The sequence below is a fragment of the Streptomyces sp. WAC05292 genome (assembly GCF_003949955.1).
Taxonomy (GTDB): Bacteria; Actinomycetota; Actinomycetes; order Streptomycetales; family Streptomycetaceae; genus Streptomyces; species Streptomyces globosus.
Genome location: NZ_RPSE01000116.1, coordinates 1 through 15,694 on the forward strand (window position 1 = coordinate 1; position 15,694 = coordinate 15,694).

The window sequence follows — 15,694 nt, forward strand, 5'->3', positions numbered from 1 at the left end:
GCGCTGGTCCTCCGACCGGGGCTGGATCGACCGGGCCGGACCGCTCGGCGAGCCCGCCGAGACCGCCTCCCTGCCCACCCTCGCCCAGCTCACCAGCGCCGAGCAGCGCTGGGCCGACCGGGAGGAGGACATCACCACCGTCGGCGGCGACCCCTTCGAGGTCGGACAGGTCTTCGCCCGGCGCTGGATGGAGCGCCTCCCCGAGGCCGTCCACCTCCACAAGCTCGCCACCATGTACCCGCGGATCCCGCACCGCATCGATGGCGAGCTCCTGCGCTACGCCGCCCGCTTCGGCCTCCTCGCCCACAAGGACGACCAGATCGACGAACACGACCGCTACGCCATCCGCGCGGGCTTCTGGAGGGAGATCGACGTGCGCGCCGCGGCCGACCGCGTCGCCGCTCCGCCGGCCGCCGTGCCGGGACCCCCGGCGACCCCGGCGCCCGAGTAGGGCCCGGAGCCGCGTAGGCTGCTCCCTCGTGAGTACGGGCACAGCACCAGCGAGACCGCAGGGCGGCAGCGGCACGGCAGCGGCCGACGGCGTGGTCTGCGCGGTGCGTGACCTGGTCAAGACGTATCCCGCGGTCCGCGGCCGACGCGGCGCACCCGCCCTCCCCGAGACCCGCGCCACCGACGGCATCTCCCTCGACGTGCGGCGCGGCGAGGTCTTCGGGCTGCTCGGCCCCAACGGCGCCGGCAAGTCCACCCTCGTCCGCCAGCTCACCGGGCTGCTGCGGCCCGACTCCGGCTCCGTCACCCTGCTCGGCCACGACATCGTCCGCCGCCCCGAGCTCGCCTCCCGCCTCCTCGCCTACCTCGGCCAGGAGTCCACCGCCCTCGACGAGCTCACCGTGTCCCTGGCCGCCGAGACCACCGCCCGGCTGCGCGGCCTCGACCTGCGCGCCGCACGCGCCGCACGCGACGCCGTCCTGGAGGAGCTCGGGCTGACCCCGATCGCCGGGCGCCCCCTGAAGAAGCTCTCCGGCGGCCAGCGGCGGCTCGCCTGCTTCGCCGCCGCCCTCGTCGGCGAGCGCCCGGTGCTCGTCCTGGACGAGCCCACCACCGGCATGGACCCCGTCGCCCGGCGCGCCGTCTGGGCCGCCGTGGACCGGCGGCGCGCCGAGCACGGCGCCACCGTCGTCCTGGTCACCCACAACGTCATCGAGGCCGAGACCGTCCTCGACCGGGTCGCCGTCATCGACCAGGGCAGGGTCATCGCCTGCGACACGCCCGCCGCGCTGAAGGCCCGCGTCTCCGACGAGGTCCGCCTCGAACTCGTGTGGCGCACCGCGCCGCCCCTCGACGTCCCCGCGATCACCGCCCTGGCCGGCGCCGCGGCCGAGTCCGGCCGCCGGTGGGTGCTGCGGCTCACCCCGGACGAGGCGCGCGCCGCGGTCGCGGCCGTCACCGGCGGGCCCGCGTTCGCAGCCCTCGACGACTTCACGCTGGCGACCCCGAGTCTGGAGGACGTCTACCTCGCGCTGGGCGGGCGCACTGCGAAAGGCCTGGTGAAGTCGTGAGCGCGGCCACCTCCGTCCCCCTCGCCGCGCCCGCCCCGCGGGCCCGGCTCCTGCCGTCGCTGGCCGCCGTGTACCGGGCGCAGCTGTCGCGGGCCCGCGTCGCGCGGATCCCGCTGCTGTTCGTCGCCACCTTCCAGTCCGTCGGCATCATGGTCCTGATGCGGGGCGTCGTCGACGGCGGATCGGAGGCCCGGGCCGTCGTGGCCGGCTCATCGGTCCTGGTCGTCGCCTTCGTCGCGCTCAACCTGCTGGCCCAGTACTTCGGACAGCTGAGGGCCGGCGGCGGGCTCGACCACTACGCCACGCTGCCCGTCCCGCCCGCCTCGGTGGTGCTGGGCGCGGCCGCCGCGTACGCCTCCTTCACCCTCCCCGGCACGCTCGTGACCGCCGTCATCGGCTGCCTGCTGTTCGGGCTGCCCATGGGCGGGCTGTGGATCCTCGCCGCTGTCGTCCCGCTGGCCGGGGCGGCGCTCGCCGGACTGGGCGCGGCCCTCGGCCTGCTCGCCCCGCGGCAGGAGCTCGCCACGCTGGCCGGGCAGCTCGGCATGTCGGCGGCGCTGCTGCTGGGGGTGCTGCCGCCGGAGCGGATGCCCCAGGTGATCGTGTGGGCGCGGGACCTGCTGCCGTCCACGTACGGGGTGGAGGCGTTCGCCCGGACGTTCTCCCCGAACCCCGACTGGGCGGCCGTCTGCCTCGACCTCGGCGTGTGCGCGGCCGTGGGCGTCCTGTCGCTGTCCGCCGCGACGTGGGCGTACCGGCGGGCCGCCGTCCGCTGACTCCGGTTCCGCCTCCGGCCGCCGCACCTGGCACGATGTGGGGGTGACCGAAGCCGTGACCACACCGCCCCCCGCCGAACCGCCGTCGCCGCCCGGCGCGCCGGGCGGATCCGCGGCGGGCACCGCCCTCGCGGACATCCGGGACGCGGCCGCCATCACCCTGGCCACCGGTGCGGCCGGAGCCCTCCTCGGCGTGCTGTGGGCGTGGCTCGCGCCGCGGACGCAGTACGTGTCCAACGGCGAGGCCGTCTTCCTGCGGAACACCGAGAGCGAAGCCCGCGTGGGCGCCGACGGCACCTTCCTGCTGCTCGGCGTCGGACTCGGCGTGCTGAGCGCGGTCCTGGTCTTCCTGTGGCGGCGCCGCGGCGGCGTCGCCCAGGCCATCGGCCTCGGGATCGGGTCCTGCTTCGCCTCCCTGCTCGGCTGGCGGGCGGGGCTCCGGCTGGGGCCCCCGGCCGACATCGCCGCCTCCGCGGCGGAGGCCGGCAAGGGCGTCCCCTTCGACGCGCCGCTCCAGCTCCTCGCCCACGGGGCGCTGCTGGCCTGGCCGATGGCGGCGCTCGCCGCCTACCTGGGGCTCATCGCCGTATGGGGGCCGCAGGACCCCGACCCCCACGAGGCCGGCCCGGAGCCCGCCGGGGCGGCCGTGTACCCCCCGCCGTACGTCCACGCCGAACCGCAGGGCGGCCGGGCGCCCCGCACCCCCGAGGGTGGGGGCGGGCCGCAGCCGCCGACCGGCCCCGCCGCCGCGGGGCCACCGCCCGCCTGACCGGCGGCCGGACTGCTCAGGCGCGGGCGATCGGAGCCAGGACGGCCTGCGTGAGCCCGGCCAGCGTGCCGGGTGCCAGCTCGACCTCCAGGCCGCGCCGCCCCGCCGACACGCACACCGTGGGGTGCGCGTCCGCCGAGGCGTCCACCACCGTCCGCAGCCGCCTGCGCTGCCCCAGCGGCGAGATGCCGCCGAGCACGTAGCCGGTCGTCCGCTCCGCCAGCGCGGGGTCCGCCATCGCCGCCCGCTTGCCGCCGACCGCCGCGGCCAGCGCCTTGAGGTCCAGGCTGCCGGACACCGGGACCACCGCCACGGTCAGGACGCCGTCCACGTCCGCCACGAGCGTCTTGAACACCCGGTCCGGGCTCACGCCCATCGCCTCCGCGGCCTCCTGCCCGTACGAGGGGTGCGCCGGATCGTGCTCGTAGGCGTGCACCGTGAAGGGCGCGCCCGCCGCCGTCAGGGCGGCGATCGCCGGTGTCGCCGCGGCCGCGGCCTTCTTCTTCGCCATCGGAAGGACTCCCCCCGTCGTCAGGTCGCGCCGCGGGGCGGCGGCGCGGTCAGTTCTGGCTGGTCGGCGCGCGGGTGAGGTCCACCGCCGGCAGCGACGGAAGGTGCCGGATGAGCGCCGACTCCGCGCGCAGCAGCCGCAGCTCCTCCGCCAGGCGCGTCGCCGTGTCCGGGGCCTGGAGCAGCCGCTGCTTCGTCGGCACGTCCAGCACGGCGGCCGCGGCCACCAGGTACGACACCACCGACGGCTCGTCCGGCAGCTCCGCCGCGGTCGCCAGGCTCCGCTCCCGGGCCCCCGCCAGCCGCTTCTGGTAGGTCCGGAACGCCCGCAGCACCCCGTCCGCCAGCGCGCCCGCGCCGTCGCCCTGCTCCTCCGCGAGCTCCTCCAGCTCCGCCACCAGGAACGGCCCGGAGGAGTCCACCGACAGCAGGCGGACCCGGGTCGTGCCGGTCGCGAGGACCTCGAAGCCGCCGTCCTCGCGCTCCCGGATCGTCGCCGCATCCGCGATGCAGCCCACCCGGTGGAACGCCTGGAGCGGGTCCGGACCGAAGCCCGCGGACGGGCCCCGCTCGGGCAGGGACGTCGGATCCGGCAGGCCGGGAGCGGTCGGGGCGACCTCGCGGCCGTCGCGGATCGCGACGACGGCGAAGCGGCGCGGCTCGTCCTCGCCCGTCTTCAGCAGCTCCCGCATCATGGCGCGATAACGCTCCTCGAAGACGTTCAGCGGAAGCACCAGTCCGGGGAACAGCACCGTGTTCAGGGGGAAGAGGGGGAGGCGAACGGTGGTCACGACGGACAAGGGTAGTGGGGGCGGGGCGGGCCCTGTCACCTCGGTTGTTCCGACCCGCCCCGGCCGGCGCCCGCCCGGGCGCCCGCTCCGCCGGCCGCCCCGGCCGTCCGCCGCCGTCCGCCGCGGCCCGGCCCGGCGTCAGCCGCGCCGCAGCAGCCGCGACGCCCCCGCAGCCACCGTCGTGGCCAGGATCCAGCCCAGCAGGACCATCGCCGCCGATCCCCACTGCCAGGCCCCGGCCATCCTCCACTGCCCCTCCTGGCCCAGGTCGATGACCGGCAGCAGCAGGTCCAGGGCGTACAGGGCGGGGTTCCACTCCGGGTGCTCGTCCGCCTTGACCGCCCGCGGGGCGTGCCCCGCGAACAGCACCGTCCCCGCCGCCCACAGCAGCGCCATCCACAGCGCCGCCCGGCCCGGCCGGTACCCGTACGCCACCGTCCAGTCCTGGAGGTACCCCCACGCCTTCACCGCCGGCGGCAGCGTCGCCCGCCGCCTGCGCTGCTTCGCCAGCAGCACCTCCCGCGCGTCCGCGTCCTCGCCGCTCGCCCGCAGCACCGCCGCCAGCCGCTCGTACGGCTCCGGCGAGTACTCCGGGGTCGCCGCGGCCACCCACTCCAGCCGGCGCGCCAGCGGGAAGTGCCCGCGCGGCGCCAGTGCCTCGTACGCGAACCCCTCGATCGCCACCCCGCCCCCGCCCGGCCAGCTGGTCCAGGCGTCCACCAGCTTCACCACCTTCGCCCCCGACAGCACCACCCGCCCCCGCTCCGGCCGCTCGCCCACGAACCGCAGCTCCGGCGTCTGGATGCGGCGCAGCGACACCTCCTGGCCCGCCTCCGGCGCGAACCGCGCCCCGTAGAAGTCCACCGCGTCGCCGAACCGGCCGTCGTCCAGGCGCAGCCCGCCCCGGCACTCGAAGGGCCGGGAGCGCTGCCCCCGCGCCGGCGTCTGCCCCAGGCCGTACGGGGGAGTGGAGGACCCCGACCCGCCCGGCACCCAGCCCAGCGCGATCGAGGTCAGGTACAGCGTCCGCTCCACCGTCAGCTGCGGCGCGTTCAGCGCCCACCGCCCGTGCGGGTTGGCCAGCCGCGCCCCGCGCAGGTTCATCGACACCCCGACCTTCGCCCCGCGCAGGCTCACCTCCCCGTACGCCTCCAGCAGCTCGCCCTGGAAGTCCTGCCCGACCGACAGCCCGTCCGCCGCGAAGGCCCGCCCGCGCCCGTCGCGCTGCACGACGGCCTGGCTGACCAGCAGGTCCGTGCCGATCTGCGCGTCGGTCAGCCGGATCCCCCGCGCCACCCGGCAGCGCGGCAGGTGCAGGTCGCCCTCGGTGTGCAGGCGGGAGGCGTCCAGGCGGGGGACCGCGCAGTCCACCAGCCGCAGCGTCCCGAACCGGGTCTCCGACAGCTGCACCTCGCCGTCGAAGCGGCAGGAGCGCAGCTCCACGTACGGCTCGACCGTCCCGCCCGACAGGTCCAGGCGGCCCGTGACCCGAACCCCGCGCAGCTTCAGCGACGCCACCCGGCCCGGCTCCGGCGGCGGCCCGTGGAGCAGCAGCAGCGCCACCACCTCGGCCCGGACGCTGCGCTCCGGCCCCCACGCCCGCTCCCCGTGCGGATCGTCCTCGACGGCGGCGCGGGCGCTCAGGTCGCACATGGCGCCCGTGCGGAAGGCCCGCCACATCCGGCGCTCGGGCTCCGTCAGGTCCGCCGGCTCCTCGCCCGCGGACTGCGCATCGGTCATGGCGGCCCCCTCCGCTGATCGTGCACTCTCCGCCGAACGCTAAGGGCAGCCGGTGACAGCCGGGACGCGTATCAGCCAGTGATACGGGCGGACGGTCGAGTGAAGCGGTCTGAGAGAATTGGGGGGTGATCTCTCGTATCGACCTGCGCGGCGACGCCCTCCCCGAGGGCGCGGCCCTGCGCGACCTGCTGCCCCGTGCCGAGTTCGACGTGGAAGCCGCCCTGGAGAAGGTGCGGCCCATCTGCGAGGACGTCCATCATCGCGGCACGGCGGCGCTGATCGAGTACGCGCAGAAGTTCGACGGAGTCCGGCTGGAGCAGGTCAGGGTTCCCGCCGAGGCGCTTACCGAGGCGCTCGCGGGCCTCGACCCGAAGGTCCGCGCCGCGCTGGAGGAGTCGATCCGCCGCGCCCGGACCGTGCACCGCAGCCAGCGGCGCGGCGCGCACACCACCCAGGTCGTCCCCGGCGGCACCGTGACCGAGAAGTGGGTTCCGGTCGAGCGCGTCGGCCTGTACGCGCCGGGCGGCCGCTCGGTGTACCCGTCGTCCGTCGTCATGAACGTCGTCCCCGCGCAGGAGGCCGGCGTCGGCTCGATCGCGCTGGCCTCTCCGCCGCAGGCGGAGTTCGGCGGCCTGCCCCACCCGACCATCCTCGCCGCCTGCGCCCTGCTCGGCGTGGACGAGGTGTACGCGGCCGGCGGCGCGGTCGCCGTCGCGATGTTCGCGTACGGCACCGAGGACTGCCTGCCGGTCAACATGGTCACCGGCCCCGGCAACATCTGGGTCGCCGCCGCCAAGCGCTACTTCACCGGGAAGATCGGCATCGACACCGAGGCCGGCCCGACCGAGATCGCCGTCCTCGCCGACGCCACCGCCGACCCGGTGCACGTCGCCGCCGACCTGATCAGCCAGGCCGAGCACGACCCGCTGGCCGCCGCCGTCCTCGTCACCGACTCCGAGGACCTCGCGGCCGCCGTCGAGAAGGAACTCGAACCGCAGGTCGCCGCCACCAAGCACGTCGAGGACCGGATCCGCCCGGCCCTCGCCGGCCGGCAGTCCGCGATCGTCCTCGTGGACAGCCTGGAGGACGGCCTGAAGGTCGTCGACGCATACGGAGCGGAGCACCTGGAGATCCAGACCGCCGACGCCGCCGCCTGGGCGGCCCGCGTCCGCAACGCCGGCGCGATCTTCGTCGGCCCCTGGGCGCCCGTCTCCCTCGGCGACTACTGCGCCGGCTCCAACCACGTCCTGCCCACCGGCGGCTGCGCCTGCCACTCCTCCGGCCTGTCCGTGCAGTCCTTCCTGCGCGGCATCCACCTCGTCGACTACACCCGCGACGCCCTCGCCGAGGTCGCCCACCACGTGGTCACCCTCGCCGAGGCCGAGGACCTGCCCGCGCACGGCGCCGCCCTCAAGGCCCGCTTCGGATGGAAGGTGCCCGGCCAGTGACCGACAGAGCCATCGGCATCGACGACCTGCCCATCCGGGACGAGCTGCGCGGCAAGAGCCCCTACGGCGCGCCCCAGCTGGACGTCCCCGTGCAGCTCAACACCAACGAGAACCCGTACGAGCTCCCCGAGGAGCTGGTGCGGCGCATCGCCGAACGCGTCGCCGACGCGGCCCGCACCCTCAACCGCTACCCCGACCGGGACGCCGTCGAGCTGCGGACCGCCCTGGCCGCCTACCTCACCCGCACGGCCGGCCACCCGGTCGGCCGGGAGAACGTGTGGGCCGCCAACGGCTCCAACGAGGTCATCCAGCAGCTCCTGCAGACCTTCGGCGGGCCCGGCCGCACCGCGATCGGCTTCGAGCCCTCGTACTCCATGCACGCCCTGATCGCCCGCGGCACCGGCACCGGCTGGATCTCCGGGCCGCGCCGGGACGACTTCACCATCGACCCGGACGCCGCCGCCCGGGCCATCGCGGAGAACGCCCCCGACGTCGTCTTCATCACCTCGCCCAACAACCCGACGGGCACCGCGGTCGAGGCGGAGACCGTCCTCGCCCTGCACGACGCCGCCCAGGCCGCCAAGCCGTCACTGGTCGTCGTCGACGAGGCGTACGTCGAGTTCAGCCACCGGCCCTCCCTCCTGCCGCTGATCGAGGGCCGCCCGAACCTGGTGGTCTCCCGGACCATGTCCAAGGCCTTCGGAGCCGCCGGACTGCGCCTGGGCTACCTCGCCGCGCACCGGGCCGTGGTCGACGCCGTCCAGCTGGTCCGCCTGCCGTACCACCTGTCGGCCGTCACCCAGGCCACCGCGCTGGCGGCCCTGGAGCACACCGACACCCTGCTCGGCTACGTCGAGCAGCTCAAGGCCGAGCGGGACCGGCTGGTCGCCGAACTGCGGGCGATCGGCTACGAGGTCACCGAGTCCGACGCGAACTTCGTCCAGTTCGGCAGGTTCGAGGACTCCCACACCGCCTGGCGGCAGATCCTCGACCGGGGCGTCCTGGTCCGGGACAACGGCGTACCGGGATGGCTGCGGGTCACCGCGGGCACCCCGGCCGAGAACGACGCGTTCCTGGAAGCGGTTCGCGCACTGAAGAAGGAGCAGCACGCATGAGCCGCATCGGACGGGTCGAGCGCACCACGAAGGAGACCTCCGTCGTCGTCGAGATAAACCTCGACGGGACCGGCCGGGTCGACGTGTCCACCGGCGTCGGCTTCTTCGACCACATGCTCGACCAGCTCGGCCGCCACGGCATGTTCGACCTCACGGTCAAGACCGACGGCGACCTCCACATCGACAGCCACCACACCATCGAGGACACCGCCCTCGCCCTCGGCGCCGCCTTCAAGCAGGCCCTCGGCGACAAGGTCGGCATCTACCGCTTCGGCAACTGCACCGTCCCCCTGGACGAATCCCTCGCCCAGGTGACCGTGGACCTGTCGGGCCGCCCCTACCTCGTGCACACCGAGCCCGAGAACATGGCCCCCATGATCGGCGCGTACGACACGACGATGACCCGGCACATCCTGGAGTCCTTCGTCGCGCAGGCCCAGATCGCCCTGCACGTCCACGTCCCGTACGGCCGCAACGCCCACCACATCGTCGAGTGCCAGTTCAAGGCGCTCGCCCGGGCCCTGCGGTACGCCAGCGAGCTCGACCCCCGCGCGGCCGCCGCCGGCATCCTGCCCTCGACGAAGGGCGCCCTCTAGCCGTGAACGGCCTCAACACCGTACTGATCGTCGTCGGCCTGTTCCTGGCCGGCGGCGTGTACTCCTTCCAGAAGCAGCAGATGCCCAAGTCGGTCGTCCTGCTGCTCGCCATCGGCTCCGCGATGTGCCTCGCCGCCGGAGTCCTGCGGATCCAGGGGATGTGGGAATGAGCGCTGCCCGACCCACCAAGACGGTCGCCGTCCTCGACTACGGCTTCGGCAACGTCCGCTCCGCCGAGCGCGCCCTCGCGCGCGTCGGCGCGGACGTCGAGATCACCCGCGACTACGACAAGGCCATGGACGCCGACGGCCTGCTCGTCCCCGGCGTCGGCGCCTTCGCCGCCTGCATGGAGGGCCTGAAGTCCGTCCGCGGCGACTGGATCATCGGCCGCCGCCTCTCCGGCGGCCGGCCCGTCATGGGCATCTGCGTCGGCATGCAGATCCTCTTCGAGCGCGGCATCGAGCACGGCGTGGAGACTCCAGGCCTCGACGAGTGGCCCGGAACCGTCGGCCCGCTCCGCGCCCCGGTCGTCCCCCACATGGGCTGGAACACCGTCGAGGCCCCCGCGGACAGCCGGGCCTTCGCCGGGCTGGACGCGGACGCCCGCTTCTACTTCGTCCACTCCTACGCGGCGCACGACTGGAGCCTGGAGGTCACCAACCCGGCGATCCGGGCCCCCAAGGTCACCTGGGCCACCCATGGCGAGCGCTTCGTCGCGGCGGTCGAGAACGGCGCCCTGTGGGCCACCCAGTTCCACCCCGAGAAGTCCGGCGACGCCGGAGCCCAGCTCCTCACCAACTGGATCGAGACCCTGTGATGACCGAGCCCCGCGCGACGCTGGAACTCCTCCCCGCGGTCGACGTCCGCGACGGCCAGGCCGTGCGCCTGGTGCACGGCGTGTCCGGGACCGAGACCTCCTACGGCTCCCCGCTGGAGGCGGCCCTCGCCTGGCAGGGCGCCGGCGCCGAATGGCTCCACCTCGTCGACCTCGACGCCGCCTTCGGCACCGGCGACAACCGCGCCCTCGTCGCCGAGATCACCGGCGCCCTCGACATCAAGGTCGAGCTGTCCGGCGGCATCCGCGACGACGCCACCCTCGCCGCCGCGCTCGCCACCGGCTGCACCCGCGTCAACCTCGGCACCGCCGCCCTCGAAGCCCCCGAGTGGACCGCCAAGGCCATCGCCGAGCACGGCGACCGCATCGCGGTCGGCCTCGACGTCCGCGGCACCACCCTCAAGGGGCGCGGCTGGACCAGTGAGGGCGGCGACCTGTACGAGACCCTGGCCCGCCTGGACTCCGAGGGCTGCGCCCGCTACGTCGTCACCGACATCGGCAAGGACGGCACGCTGACCGGTCCCAACCTGGAGCTGCTGCGGAACGTGTGCGCCGCCACCGACCGGCCGGTCGTCGCCTCCGGCGGCATCGCCGGCCTCGACGACCTGCGGGCGCTCGCCGAGCTCGTGCCGCTGGGCGTCGAGGGCGCGATCGTCGGCAAGGCCCTCTACACCAAGGCCTTCACCCTCCAGGAGGCGCTGCGGGCGGTGGCCGGCGCATGACCGCCACCGGCGGCGTCCGCCGCATCTCCACGGGCGGCCCCTGGGAGGAGGCCGTGGGCTACTCCCGGGCCGTCGAGCTGCCCAACGGGCTGGTGCTCGTCTCCGGCTGCACCTCCGTCGTCGACGGCAAGGTCGTCGCCGGCGGGCCGTACGAGCAGACGGTCAACGCCTTCCGCGTCGCCTTCGACGCGCTCGCCCAGGCCGGCCTGGGCGCCGAGCACGTCGTCCGCACCCGCATGTACCTCACCCACGCGCGGGACGTCGACGAGGTGGGCCGGGCCCACAAGGAGCTCTTCGACTCCGTCCGCCCCGCCGCCTCCATGATCATCGTTTCCGGCTTCGTCGACCCGAGCCTGGTCGTCGAGGTCGAGGTCGAAGCCTACCGAGGGGAGTCCTGATGTCACTCGCCGTACGGGTGATCCCCTGCCTGGACGTGGACAGCGGCCGCGTCGTCAAGGGCGTCAACTTCCAGAACCTGCGCGACGCCGGCGACCCGGTCGAGATGGCCAGGCTGTACGACGCCGAGGGCGCCGACGAGCTGACCTTCCTCGACATCACCGCCTCCTCCGGCAACCGCGAGACCACCTACGACGTGGTCCGCCGCACCGCCGAGCAGGTCTTCATCCCGCTCACCGTCGGCGGCGGCGTCCGCACCGCCGACGACGTGGACCGGCTGCTGCGGGCCGGCGCCGACAAGGTCGGCGTCAACACCGCCGCCATCGAGCGGCCCGACCTGGTCCGCGAGATCGCCGAGCGGTTCGGCCGGCAGGTCCTCGTCCTGTCCGTCGACGCCCGCCGCACCGACACCGGATCCTTCGAGGTCACCACCCACGGCGGCCGCCGCGGCACCGGCATCGACGCCGTCGAGTGGGCCCACCGGGCGGCCGAGCTGGGCGCCGGCGAGATCCTGCTGAACTCGATGGACGCCGACGGCACCAAGGACGGCTACGACACCGAGATGATCGCCGCCGTCCGCAAGCACGTCACCGTCCCGGTGATCGCCTCCGGGGGCGCCGGCCGCCTGGAGCACTTCCCGCCGGCCATCGAGGCCGGCGCCGACGCGGTCCTCGCCGCCTCGGTGTTCCACTTCGGCGACCTGCGGATCTCCCAGGTCAAGGACACCCTCCGCGAGGCGGGCCACCCGGTCCGCTGACCCGCGGCAACGCCGGGACGCCCCCTGCCCCCCCGCTCCGGCGGGGGCAGGGGGCTTCCCGTCAGATGCCCAGGCGGGCCGTCGTCAGGCGGGCGACCGCCTGCTCGTCGCCGTCCAGCTCCACGGACGCCGAGGCCTGCCGCCCGAAGCAGAACAGCACCAGCTCGCCCGGCTCGCCCGTCACCGTCACCACCGGCGTCCCCTTGTGCGCCACCACCGTGCGCCCGTCCGGCCGCCGCAGCACCAGGCCCACCGGCGAGCGGCGCCCCGTCAGCCGTGCCAGCTTCTCCAGCCGGAACCACAGCGCGTCCGAGAACACCGGGTCCACCTGCCGCGGCGTCCAGTCGGGCTGCGCCCGCCGCACGTCCTCCGCGTGCACGTAGAACTCCACCGCGTTCGCCGCCTCGTCGACCTGCTTCAGCGAGTACACCGACAGCTTCGGCGGGCCCGTCCGGATCAGCTGGAGCAACTCCTCGTACGGCTTCGCCGCGTACTCGGCCATCGCCTTGTCCAGCCGGTCCTTCAGCACGTTCAGCAGCAGGCCGCCCGCCGCGTCCGGGCGGCGCTCGCGCACGACCACGTGCGCCGCGAGGTCCCGGGTCAGCCAGCCCTCGCACAGCGTCGGCGCGTGCGGGCCCGCCGACTCCAACAGGTCCGCCAGGAGCAGGCGTTCACGCTTCGCATGGGTAGACATGCGGGCAAGCCTACGGCGGCCGCGCGCCGCGTGCCCGCCCATCAGGCGGACAGTGATCCACCACCCCCCGCCCCGCGCGGCACAATGGCCCGCATGACCAGCTCCTCCCTCGACCCCGCCATCGCGGCCCGGCTCAAGCGCTCCGCGGACGGCCTCGTCCCGGCCATCGCCCAGCAGTACGACACCGGCGAGGTGCTCATGCTCGGCTGGATGGACGACGAGGCGCTCCACCGCACCCTGACCACCGGCCGCTGCACCTACTGGTCCCGCAGCCGCCGGGAGTACTGGGTCAAGGGGGACACCTCCGGGCACGTCCAGCACGTGAAGTCCGTCGCCCTCGACTGCGACGCCGACACCCTCCTCGTCAAGGTCGACCAGGTGGGCGCCGCCTGCCACACCGGCGCCCGCACGTGCTTCGACGCCGACGTCCTCCCGCTCGCCGCCGACCAGGCAGGTTAGGTAACCCACGCATGGACCTCGAACAGTTCCGCAAGCTCGCCGCAGACCGCCGCGTCATCCCGGTGAGCCGCAAACTGCTCGCCGACGGCGACACCCCCGTCGGCCTCTACCGCAAGCTGGCCGCCGAGCGCCCGGGCACCTTCCTGCTGGAGTCCGCCGAGAACGGCCGCTCCTGGTCCCGCTACTCCTTCGTCGGCGTCCGCAGCCGCGCCACCCTCACCGTCCGCGACGGCGAGGCCCACTGGATCGGCACCCCGCCCGTCGGCGTCCCCACCGGCGGCGACCCGCTGCACGCCCTGCGCGCCACCGTGGAGGCCCTGCACACCCCCCGCGACCTCGCCGCCGGGATGCCGCCCTTCACCGGCGGCATGGTCGGCTACCTCGGCTACGACATCGTCCGCCGCCTGGAACGCATCGGCGACCACGGCACCGACGACCTCCGGCTGCCCGAGCTGACCATGCTGCTCACCTCCGACCTCGCCGTCCTCGACCACTGGGACGGCAGCGTCCAGCTCATCGCCAACGCCATCAACCACAACGACCTCGACACCGGCGTCGACGAGGCCTACGCGGACGCCGTCGCCCGCCTCGACGCCATGGAGGCCGACCTCGCGCGCCCCGCCCCCTACACGCCCGCCCCGCTGCCCTCCGCCGAGCTGCCCGCCTTCTCCGCCCTGTGGGGCGGCGCCGACTACCAGGCCGCCGTCGAGGACGTCAAGGAGCGGATCCGGGCCGGAGAGGCCTTCCAGGTCGTGCCCTCGCAGCGGTTCGAGACCCCCTGCCACGCCTCCGCCCTGGACGTCTACCGGGTGCTGCGCGCCACCAACCCGTCCCCGTACATGTACCTCTTCCGCTTCGAGAACGGCTTCGACGTCGTCGGCTCCAGCCCCGAGGCCCTCGTCAAGGTCGAGGACGGGCGGGCCATGGTCCACCCCATCGCGGGTACCCGCCACCGCGGCGCCACCCCGCAGCGCGACCACGAGCTCGCCGAGGAGCTGCTCGCCGACCCCAAGGAGCGCGCCGAGCACCTGATGCTCGTCGACCTGGGCCGCAACGACCTCGGCCGGGTCTGCGAGCCCGGCTCCGTCGAGGTCGTCGACTTCATGAGCATCGAGCGGTACTCGCACGTCATGCACATCGTCTCCACCGTCACCGGCCGCGTCGCCGAGGGGAAGACCGCCTTCGACGTGCTCACCGCCTGCTTCCCCGCCGGCACGCTCTCCGGGGCGCCCAAGCCGCGCGCCATGCAGATCATCGAGGAGCTGGAGCCCACCCGCCGCGGCCTGTACGGCGGCTGCGTCGGCTACCTCGACTTCGCCGGGGACTCCGACACCGCCATCGCCATCCGCACCGCCCTGCTCCGCGACGGAACCGCGTACGTGCAGGCCGGCGCGGGCGTGGTCGCCGACTCGGTGCCCGAGCTGGAGGACCTGGAGTGCCGCAACAAGGCCTCCGCGGTGCTCCGCGCGGTCGCCGCGGCGAACCGGATGGCCGACGCCCCGGGGCGGTAGGGGATAGTGGGGGGCGTGAGTGCCGCACCCCCCTCCCGAAACGACAACGGCAGCCGCCGCAGCGTGGCCGCCGCCCTGCTGCTCGGCGCGCTCGGCGCCTGCGTGGTCCTCCTCGGCTCCGGCCGGGTGTGGGCCCGCGGCACCGCCGCCGTCGGCGGCGGCACCGTCCCGCTGACCGCGGACGGGGGCGACGTCACCGGGCTGCCCGCCGCCCTGGCCGTCGTCGGCCTCGCCGCGCTCGTCGCCGTCTTCGCCGTACGCGGCCGGGGCCGGCAGCTGGTCGCGGCGCTGCTGGCGCTCAGCGGCCTCGGCGCGGCCCTCGCCGCGCTCCTCGCCGGCGACGGCCGCCGGGCCCTGGACGAGCAGGCCGCGCGGACGGCCGCGGACTCCGCCGCGCACGTCGCGACGGCCGCGCAGACCGCCTGGCCGTACGCCACGGCCGCCGGCGCGGCACTCATCCTTGCCGCCGGGCTGCTCGCCCTGCGGTTCGGCGCCGCCTGGCCCGCCATGGGCGGCCGCTACGAGCGCGACGGCGGCCCCCGGGCGGCCCGGCCCGCCGCCGCGGACCCCGACCGGCCCGAGGACCTGTGGAAGGCCCTGGACCGCGGCGAGGACCCCACCCGCTGAGCACGGCCCGCCGACCGTGCGGGACAATGGCAACCGAGCGTGCGGCACCGCACGTGCGACAGAGCAAAACGAGGAGCAACTCATGGCGGGCAGCAGCCACGGTCACACCCCGGCCGCCTGGACCGGTGTCATCATCGCCTTCATCGGTTTCTGCGTCTCCGGCGCCTTCATGGTGCTGGCGAACCCGGTCGGGTTCTGGGCGGGCCTCGCCGTCGTCGCGCTCGGAGGCGTCGTGGGCCTCGGCATGAGGGCCGCCGGCATGGGCGCGCCCAAGCCCGCCCACGACGACCTCGCCAAGGCCATCGCCGCGGCCAAGGCCTGAGCGCCGGACGCCGAGGGGGAAAGGCGCGGCCCGGTCGGGCTGCGCCTTTCGCCGTCACCGGAGAGAATCAGCGCGTGGACGCCTCCCGCACCCCCCGGCCCCCGGC

The 15,694-nt window shown here is 75.0% G+C and carries 19 protein-coding genes and 1 pseudogene; 16 read left to right on the top strand and 4 right to left on the bottom strand.

Annotated features, from left to right (window positions below; genetic code table 11):
- From EF903_RS15150 to EF903_RS15165, 4 genes and pseudogenes are all read left to right on the top strand, one after another.
- Positions 1-451: pseudogene (locus tag EF903_RS15150) on the top strand (NYN domain-containing protein); the annotation flags it as partial.
- Positions 452-479: 28 nt separating this feature from the next.
- Positions 480-1,520 carry an ABC transporter ATP-binding protein gene (locus EF903_RS15155; protein ID WP_399420901.1) on the top strand — a complete coding sequence of 347 codons (1,041 nt, stop codon included), beginning with the start codon at positions 480-482 and terminating at the stop codon, positions 1,518-1,520.
- The gene (locus EF903_RS15160; RefSeq protein WP_125543755.1) at positions 1,517-2,296 is read left to right on the top strand and encodes an ABC transporter permease; all 780 of its coding nucleotides are present in this window, start codon (positions 1,517-1,519) and stop codon (positions 2,294-2,296) included. The genes EF903_RS15155 and EF903_RS15160 overlap by 4 nt, the downstream gene beginning before the upstream one ends.
- A gap of 43 nt (positions 2,297-2,339) precedes the next feature.
- Positions 2,340-3,065, top strand: a complete 726-nt coding sequence (locus EF903_RS15165) for a hypothetical protein (protein ID WP_185902672.1) — start codon at positions 2,340-2,342, stop codon at positions 3,063-3,065.
- 16 nt (positions 3,066-3,081) lie between these two features.
- Here the strand turns inward: EF903_RS15165 and ybaK are convergent, their stop codons facing one another.
- The 3 genes from ybaK to EF903_RS15180 all read right to left on the bottom strand — a co-directional run bounded on the left by ybaK (position 3,082) and on the right by EF903_RS15180 (position 6,106).
- Positions 3,082-3,576 carry a Cys-tRNA(Pro) deacylase gene (gene ybaK, locus EF903_RS15170; RefSeq protein WP_125543756.1) on the bottom strand — a complete coding sequence of 165 codons (495 nt, stop codon included), beginning with the start codon at positions 3,574-3,576 and terminating at the stop codon, positions 3,082-3,084.
- Between the two features lie 49 nt (positions 3,577-3,625).
- A complete protein-coding gene (locus EF903_RS15175) occupies positions 3,626-4,366 on the bottom strand; it encodes an LON peptidase substrate-binding domain-containing protein (protein WP_185902673.1) in 741 nt (246 codons plus the stop codon).
- Positions 4,367-4,504: 138 nt separating this feature from the next.
- On the bottom strand, positions 4,505-6,106 hold the full coding sequence (locus EF903_RS15180) for an oxidoreductase (protein WP_125543758.1): 1,602 nt from the start codon (positions 6,104-6,106) through the stop codon (positions 4,505-4,507).
- A gap of 125 nt (positions 6,107-6,231) precedes the next feature.
- Between EF903_RS15180 and hisD the strand changes: the two genes are divergently transcribed.
- The 8 genes from hisD to hisF are packed head-to-tail and all read left to right on the top strand — an operon-like array spanning position 6,232 to position 11,975.
- Positions 6,232-7,554, top strand: a complete 1,323-nt coding sequence (gene hisD, locus EF903_RS15185; RefSeq protein ID WP_125543759.1) for a histidinol dehydrogenase — start codon at positions 6,232-6,234, stop codon at positions 7,552-7,554.
- Positions 7,551-8,669, top strand: coding sequence for a histidinol-phosphate transaminase (locus tag EF903_RS15190; RefSeq protein WP_331799172.1), 1,119 nt, complete (start codon positions 7,551-7,553; stop codon positions 8,667-8,669). Before hisD ends, EF903_RS15190 begins: the two co-directional genes overlap by 4 nt.
- Positions 8,666-9,265, top strand: coding sequence for an imidazoleglycerol-phosphate dehydratase HisB (gene hisB, locus EF903_RS15195; RefSeq protein WP_125543761.1), 600 nt, complete (start codon positions 8,666-8,668; stop codon positions 9,263-9,265). The genes EF903_RS15190 and hisB overlap by 4 nt, the downstream gene beginning before the upstream one ends.
- Before the next feature lie 2 nt (positions 9,266-9,267).
- Entirely contained in the window at positions 9,268-9,435 is a 168-nt protein-coding gene (locus EF903_RS34085) for a hypothetical protein (RefSeq protein WP_185902674.1), read from the top strand.
- Positions 9,432-10,082 carry an imidazole glycerol phosphate synthase subunit HisH gene (gene hisH, locus EF903_RS15200; protein ID WP_125543762.1) on the top strand — a complete coding sequence of 217 codons (651 nt, stop codon included), beginning with the start codon at positions 9,432-9,434 and terminating at the stop codon, positions 10,080-10,082. The genes EF903_RS34085 and hisH overlap by 4 nt, the downstream gene beginning before the upstream one ends.
- Positions 10,082-10,822 (top strand): bifunctional 1-(5-phosphoribosyl)-5-((5-phosphoribosylamino)methylideneamino)imidazole-4-carboxamide isomerase/phosphoribosylanthranilate isomerase PriA, encoded by a 741-nt coding sequence (gene priA / locus EF903_RS15205; RefSeq protein WP_125543763.1) that lies wholly within the window; start codon positions 10,082-10,084, stop codon positions 10,820-10,822. The genes hisH and priA overlap by 1 nt, the downstream gene beginning before the upstream one ends.
- Positions 10,819-11,220 carry a RidA family protein gene (locus EF903_RS15210; protein ID WP_125543764.1) on the top strand — a complete coding sequence of 134 codons (402 nt, stop codon included), beginning with the start codon at positions 10,819-10,821 and terminating at the stop codon, positions 11,218-11,220. The genes priA and EF903_RS15210 overlap by 4 nt, the downstream gene beginning before the upstream one ends.
- Entirely contained in the window at positions 11,220-11,975 is a 756-nt protein-coding gene (gene hisF, locus EF903_RS15215; RefSeq protein WP_125543765.1) for an imidazole glycerol phosphate synthase subunit HisF, read from the top strand. The genes EF903_RS15210 and hisF overlap by 1 nt, the downstream gene beginning before the upstream one ends.
- Positions 11,976-12,036: 61 nt before the next feature.
- Here the strand turns inward: hisF and EF903_RS15220 are convergent, their stop codons facing one another.
- Complete coding sequence (locus EF903_RS15220; protein WP_125543766.1) at positions 12,037-12,669, bottom strand: TIGR03085 family metal-binding protein; 633 nt, start codon at positions 12,667-12,669, stop codon at positions 12,037-12,039.
- Positions 12,670-12,753: 84 nt separating this feature from the next.
- On the opposite strand from EF903_RS15220, the gene hisI reads away from it, so the two are divergent.
- From hisI to EF903_RS15240, 4 genes are all read left to right on the top strand, one after another.
- On the top strand, positions 12,754-13,128 hold the full coding sequence (gene hisI / locus EF903_RS15225) for a phosphoribosyl-AMP cyclohydrolase (RefSeq protein WP_373298965.1): 375 nt from the start codon (positions 12,754-12,756) through the stop codon (positions 13,126-13,128).
- Positions 13,129-13,139: 11 nt separating this feature from the next.
- On the top strand, positions 13,140-14,639 hold the full coding sequence (locus EF903_RS15230; protein ID WP_125543768.1) for an anthranilate synthase component I: 1,500 nt from the start codon (positions 13,140-13,142) through the stop codon (positions 14,637-14,639).
- A 6-nt stretch (positions 14,640-14,645) separates the two neighbouring features.
- Entirely contained in the window at positions 14,646-15,266 is a 621-nt protein-coding gene (locus tag EF903_RS15235) for a TIGR02234 family membrane protein (RefSeq protein ID WP_399420909.1), read from the top strand.
- A gap of 82 nt (positions 15,267-15,348) precedes the next feature.
- Entirely contained in the window at positions 15,349-15,588 is a 240-nt protein-coding gene (locus EF903_RS15240) for an HGxxPAAW family protein (RefSeq protein WP_125543770.1), read from the top strand.
- The last annotated feature ends 106 nt before the right edge of the window (positions 15,589-15,694 follow it).

Bases quoted from the DNA above. Each gene is read 5' to 3' on its own strand.
- ybaK (WP_125543756.1), bottom strand. From the start codon at position 3,576: ATGGCGAAGAAGAAGGCCGCGGCCGCGGCGACACCGGCGATCGCCGCC.
- EF903_RS15180 (WP_125543758.1), bottom strand. From the start codon at position 6,106: ATGACCGATGCGCAGTCCGCGGGCGAGGAGCCGGCGGACCTGACGGAG.
- hisB (WP_125543761.1), top strand. From the start codon at position 8,666: ATGAGCCGCATCGGACGGGTCGAGCGCACCACGAAGGAGACCTCCGTC.
- hisH (WP_125543762.1), top strand. From the start codon at position 9,432: ATGAGCGCTGCCCGACCCACCAAGACGGTCGCCGTCCTCGACTACGGC.
- priA (WP_125543763.1), top strand. From the start codon at position 10,082: ATGACCGAGCCCCGCGCGACGCTGGAACTCCTCCCCGCGGTCGACGTC.
- EF903_RS15210 (WP_125543764.1), top strand. From the start codon at position 10,819: ATGACCGCCACCGGCGGCGTCCGCCGCATCTCCACGGGCGGCCCCTGG.
- hisF (WP_125543765.1), top strand. From the start codon at position 11,220: ATGTCACTCGCCGTACGGGTGATCCCCTGCCTGGACGTGGACAGCGGC.
- EF903_RS15220 (WP_125543766.1), bottom strand. From the start codon at position 12,669: ATGTCTACCCATGCGAAGCGTGAACGCCTGCTCCTGGCGGACCTGTTG.
- hisI (WP_373298965.1), top strand. From the start codon at position 12,754: ATGGCCCGCATGACCAGCTCCTCCCTCGACCCCGCCATCGCGGCCCGG.
- EF903_RS15230 (WP_125543768.1), top strand. From the start codon at position 13,140: ATGGACCTCGAACAGTTCCGCAAGCTCGCCGCAGACCGCCGCGTCATC.
- EF903_RS15240 (WP_125543770.1), top strand. From the start codon at position 15,349: ATGGCGGGCAGCAGCCACGGTCACACCCCGGCCGCCTGGACCGGTGTC.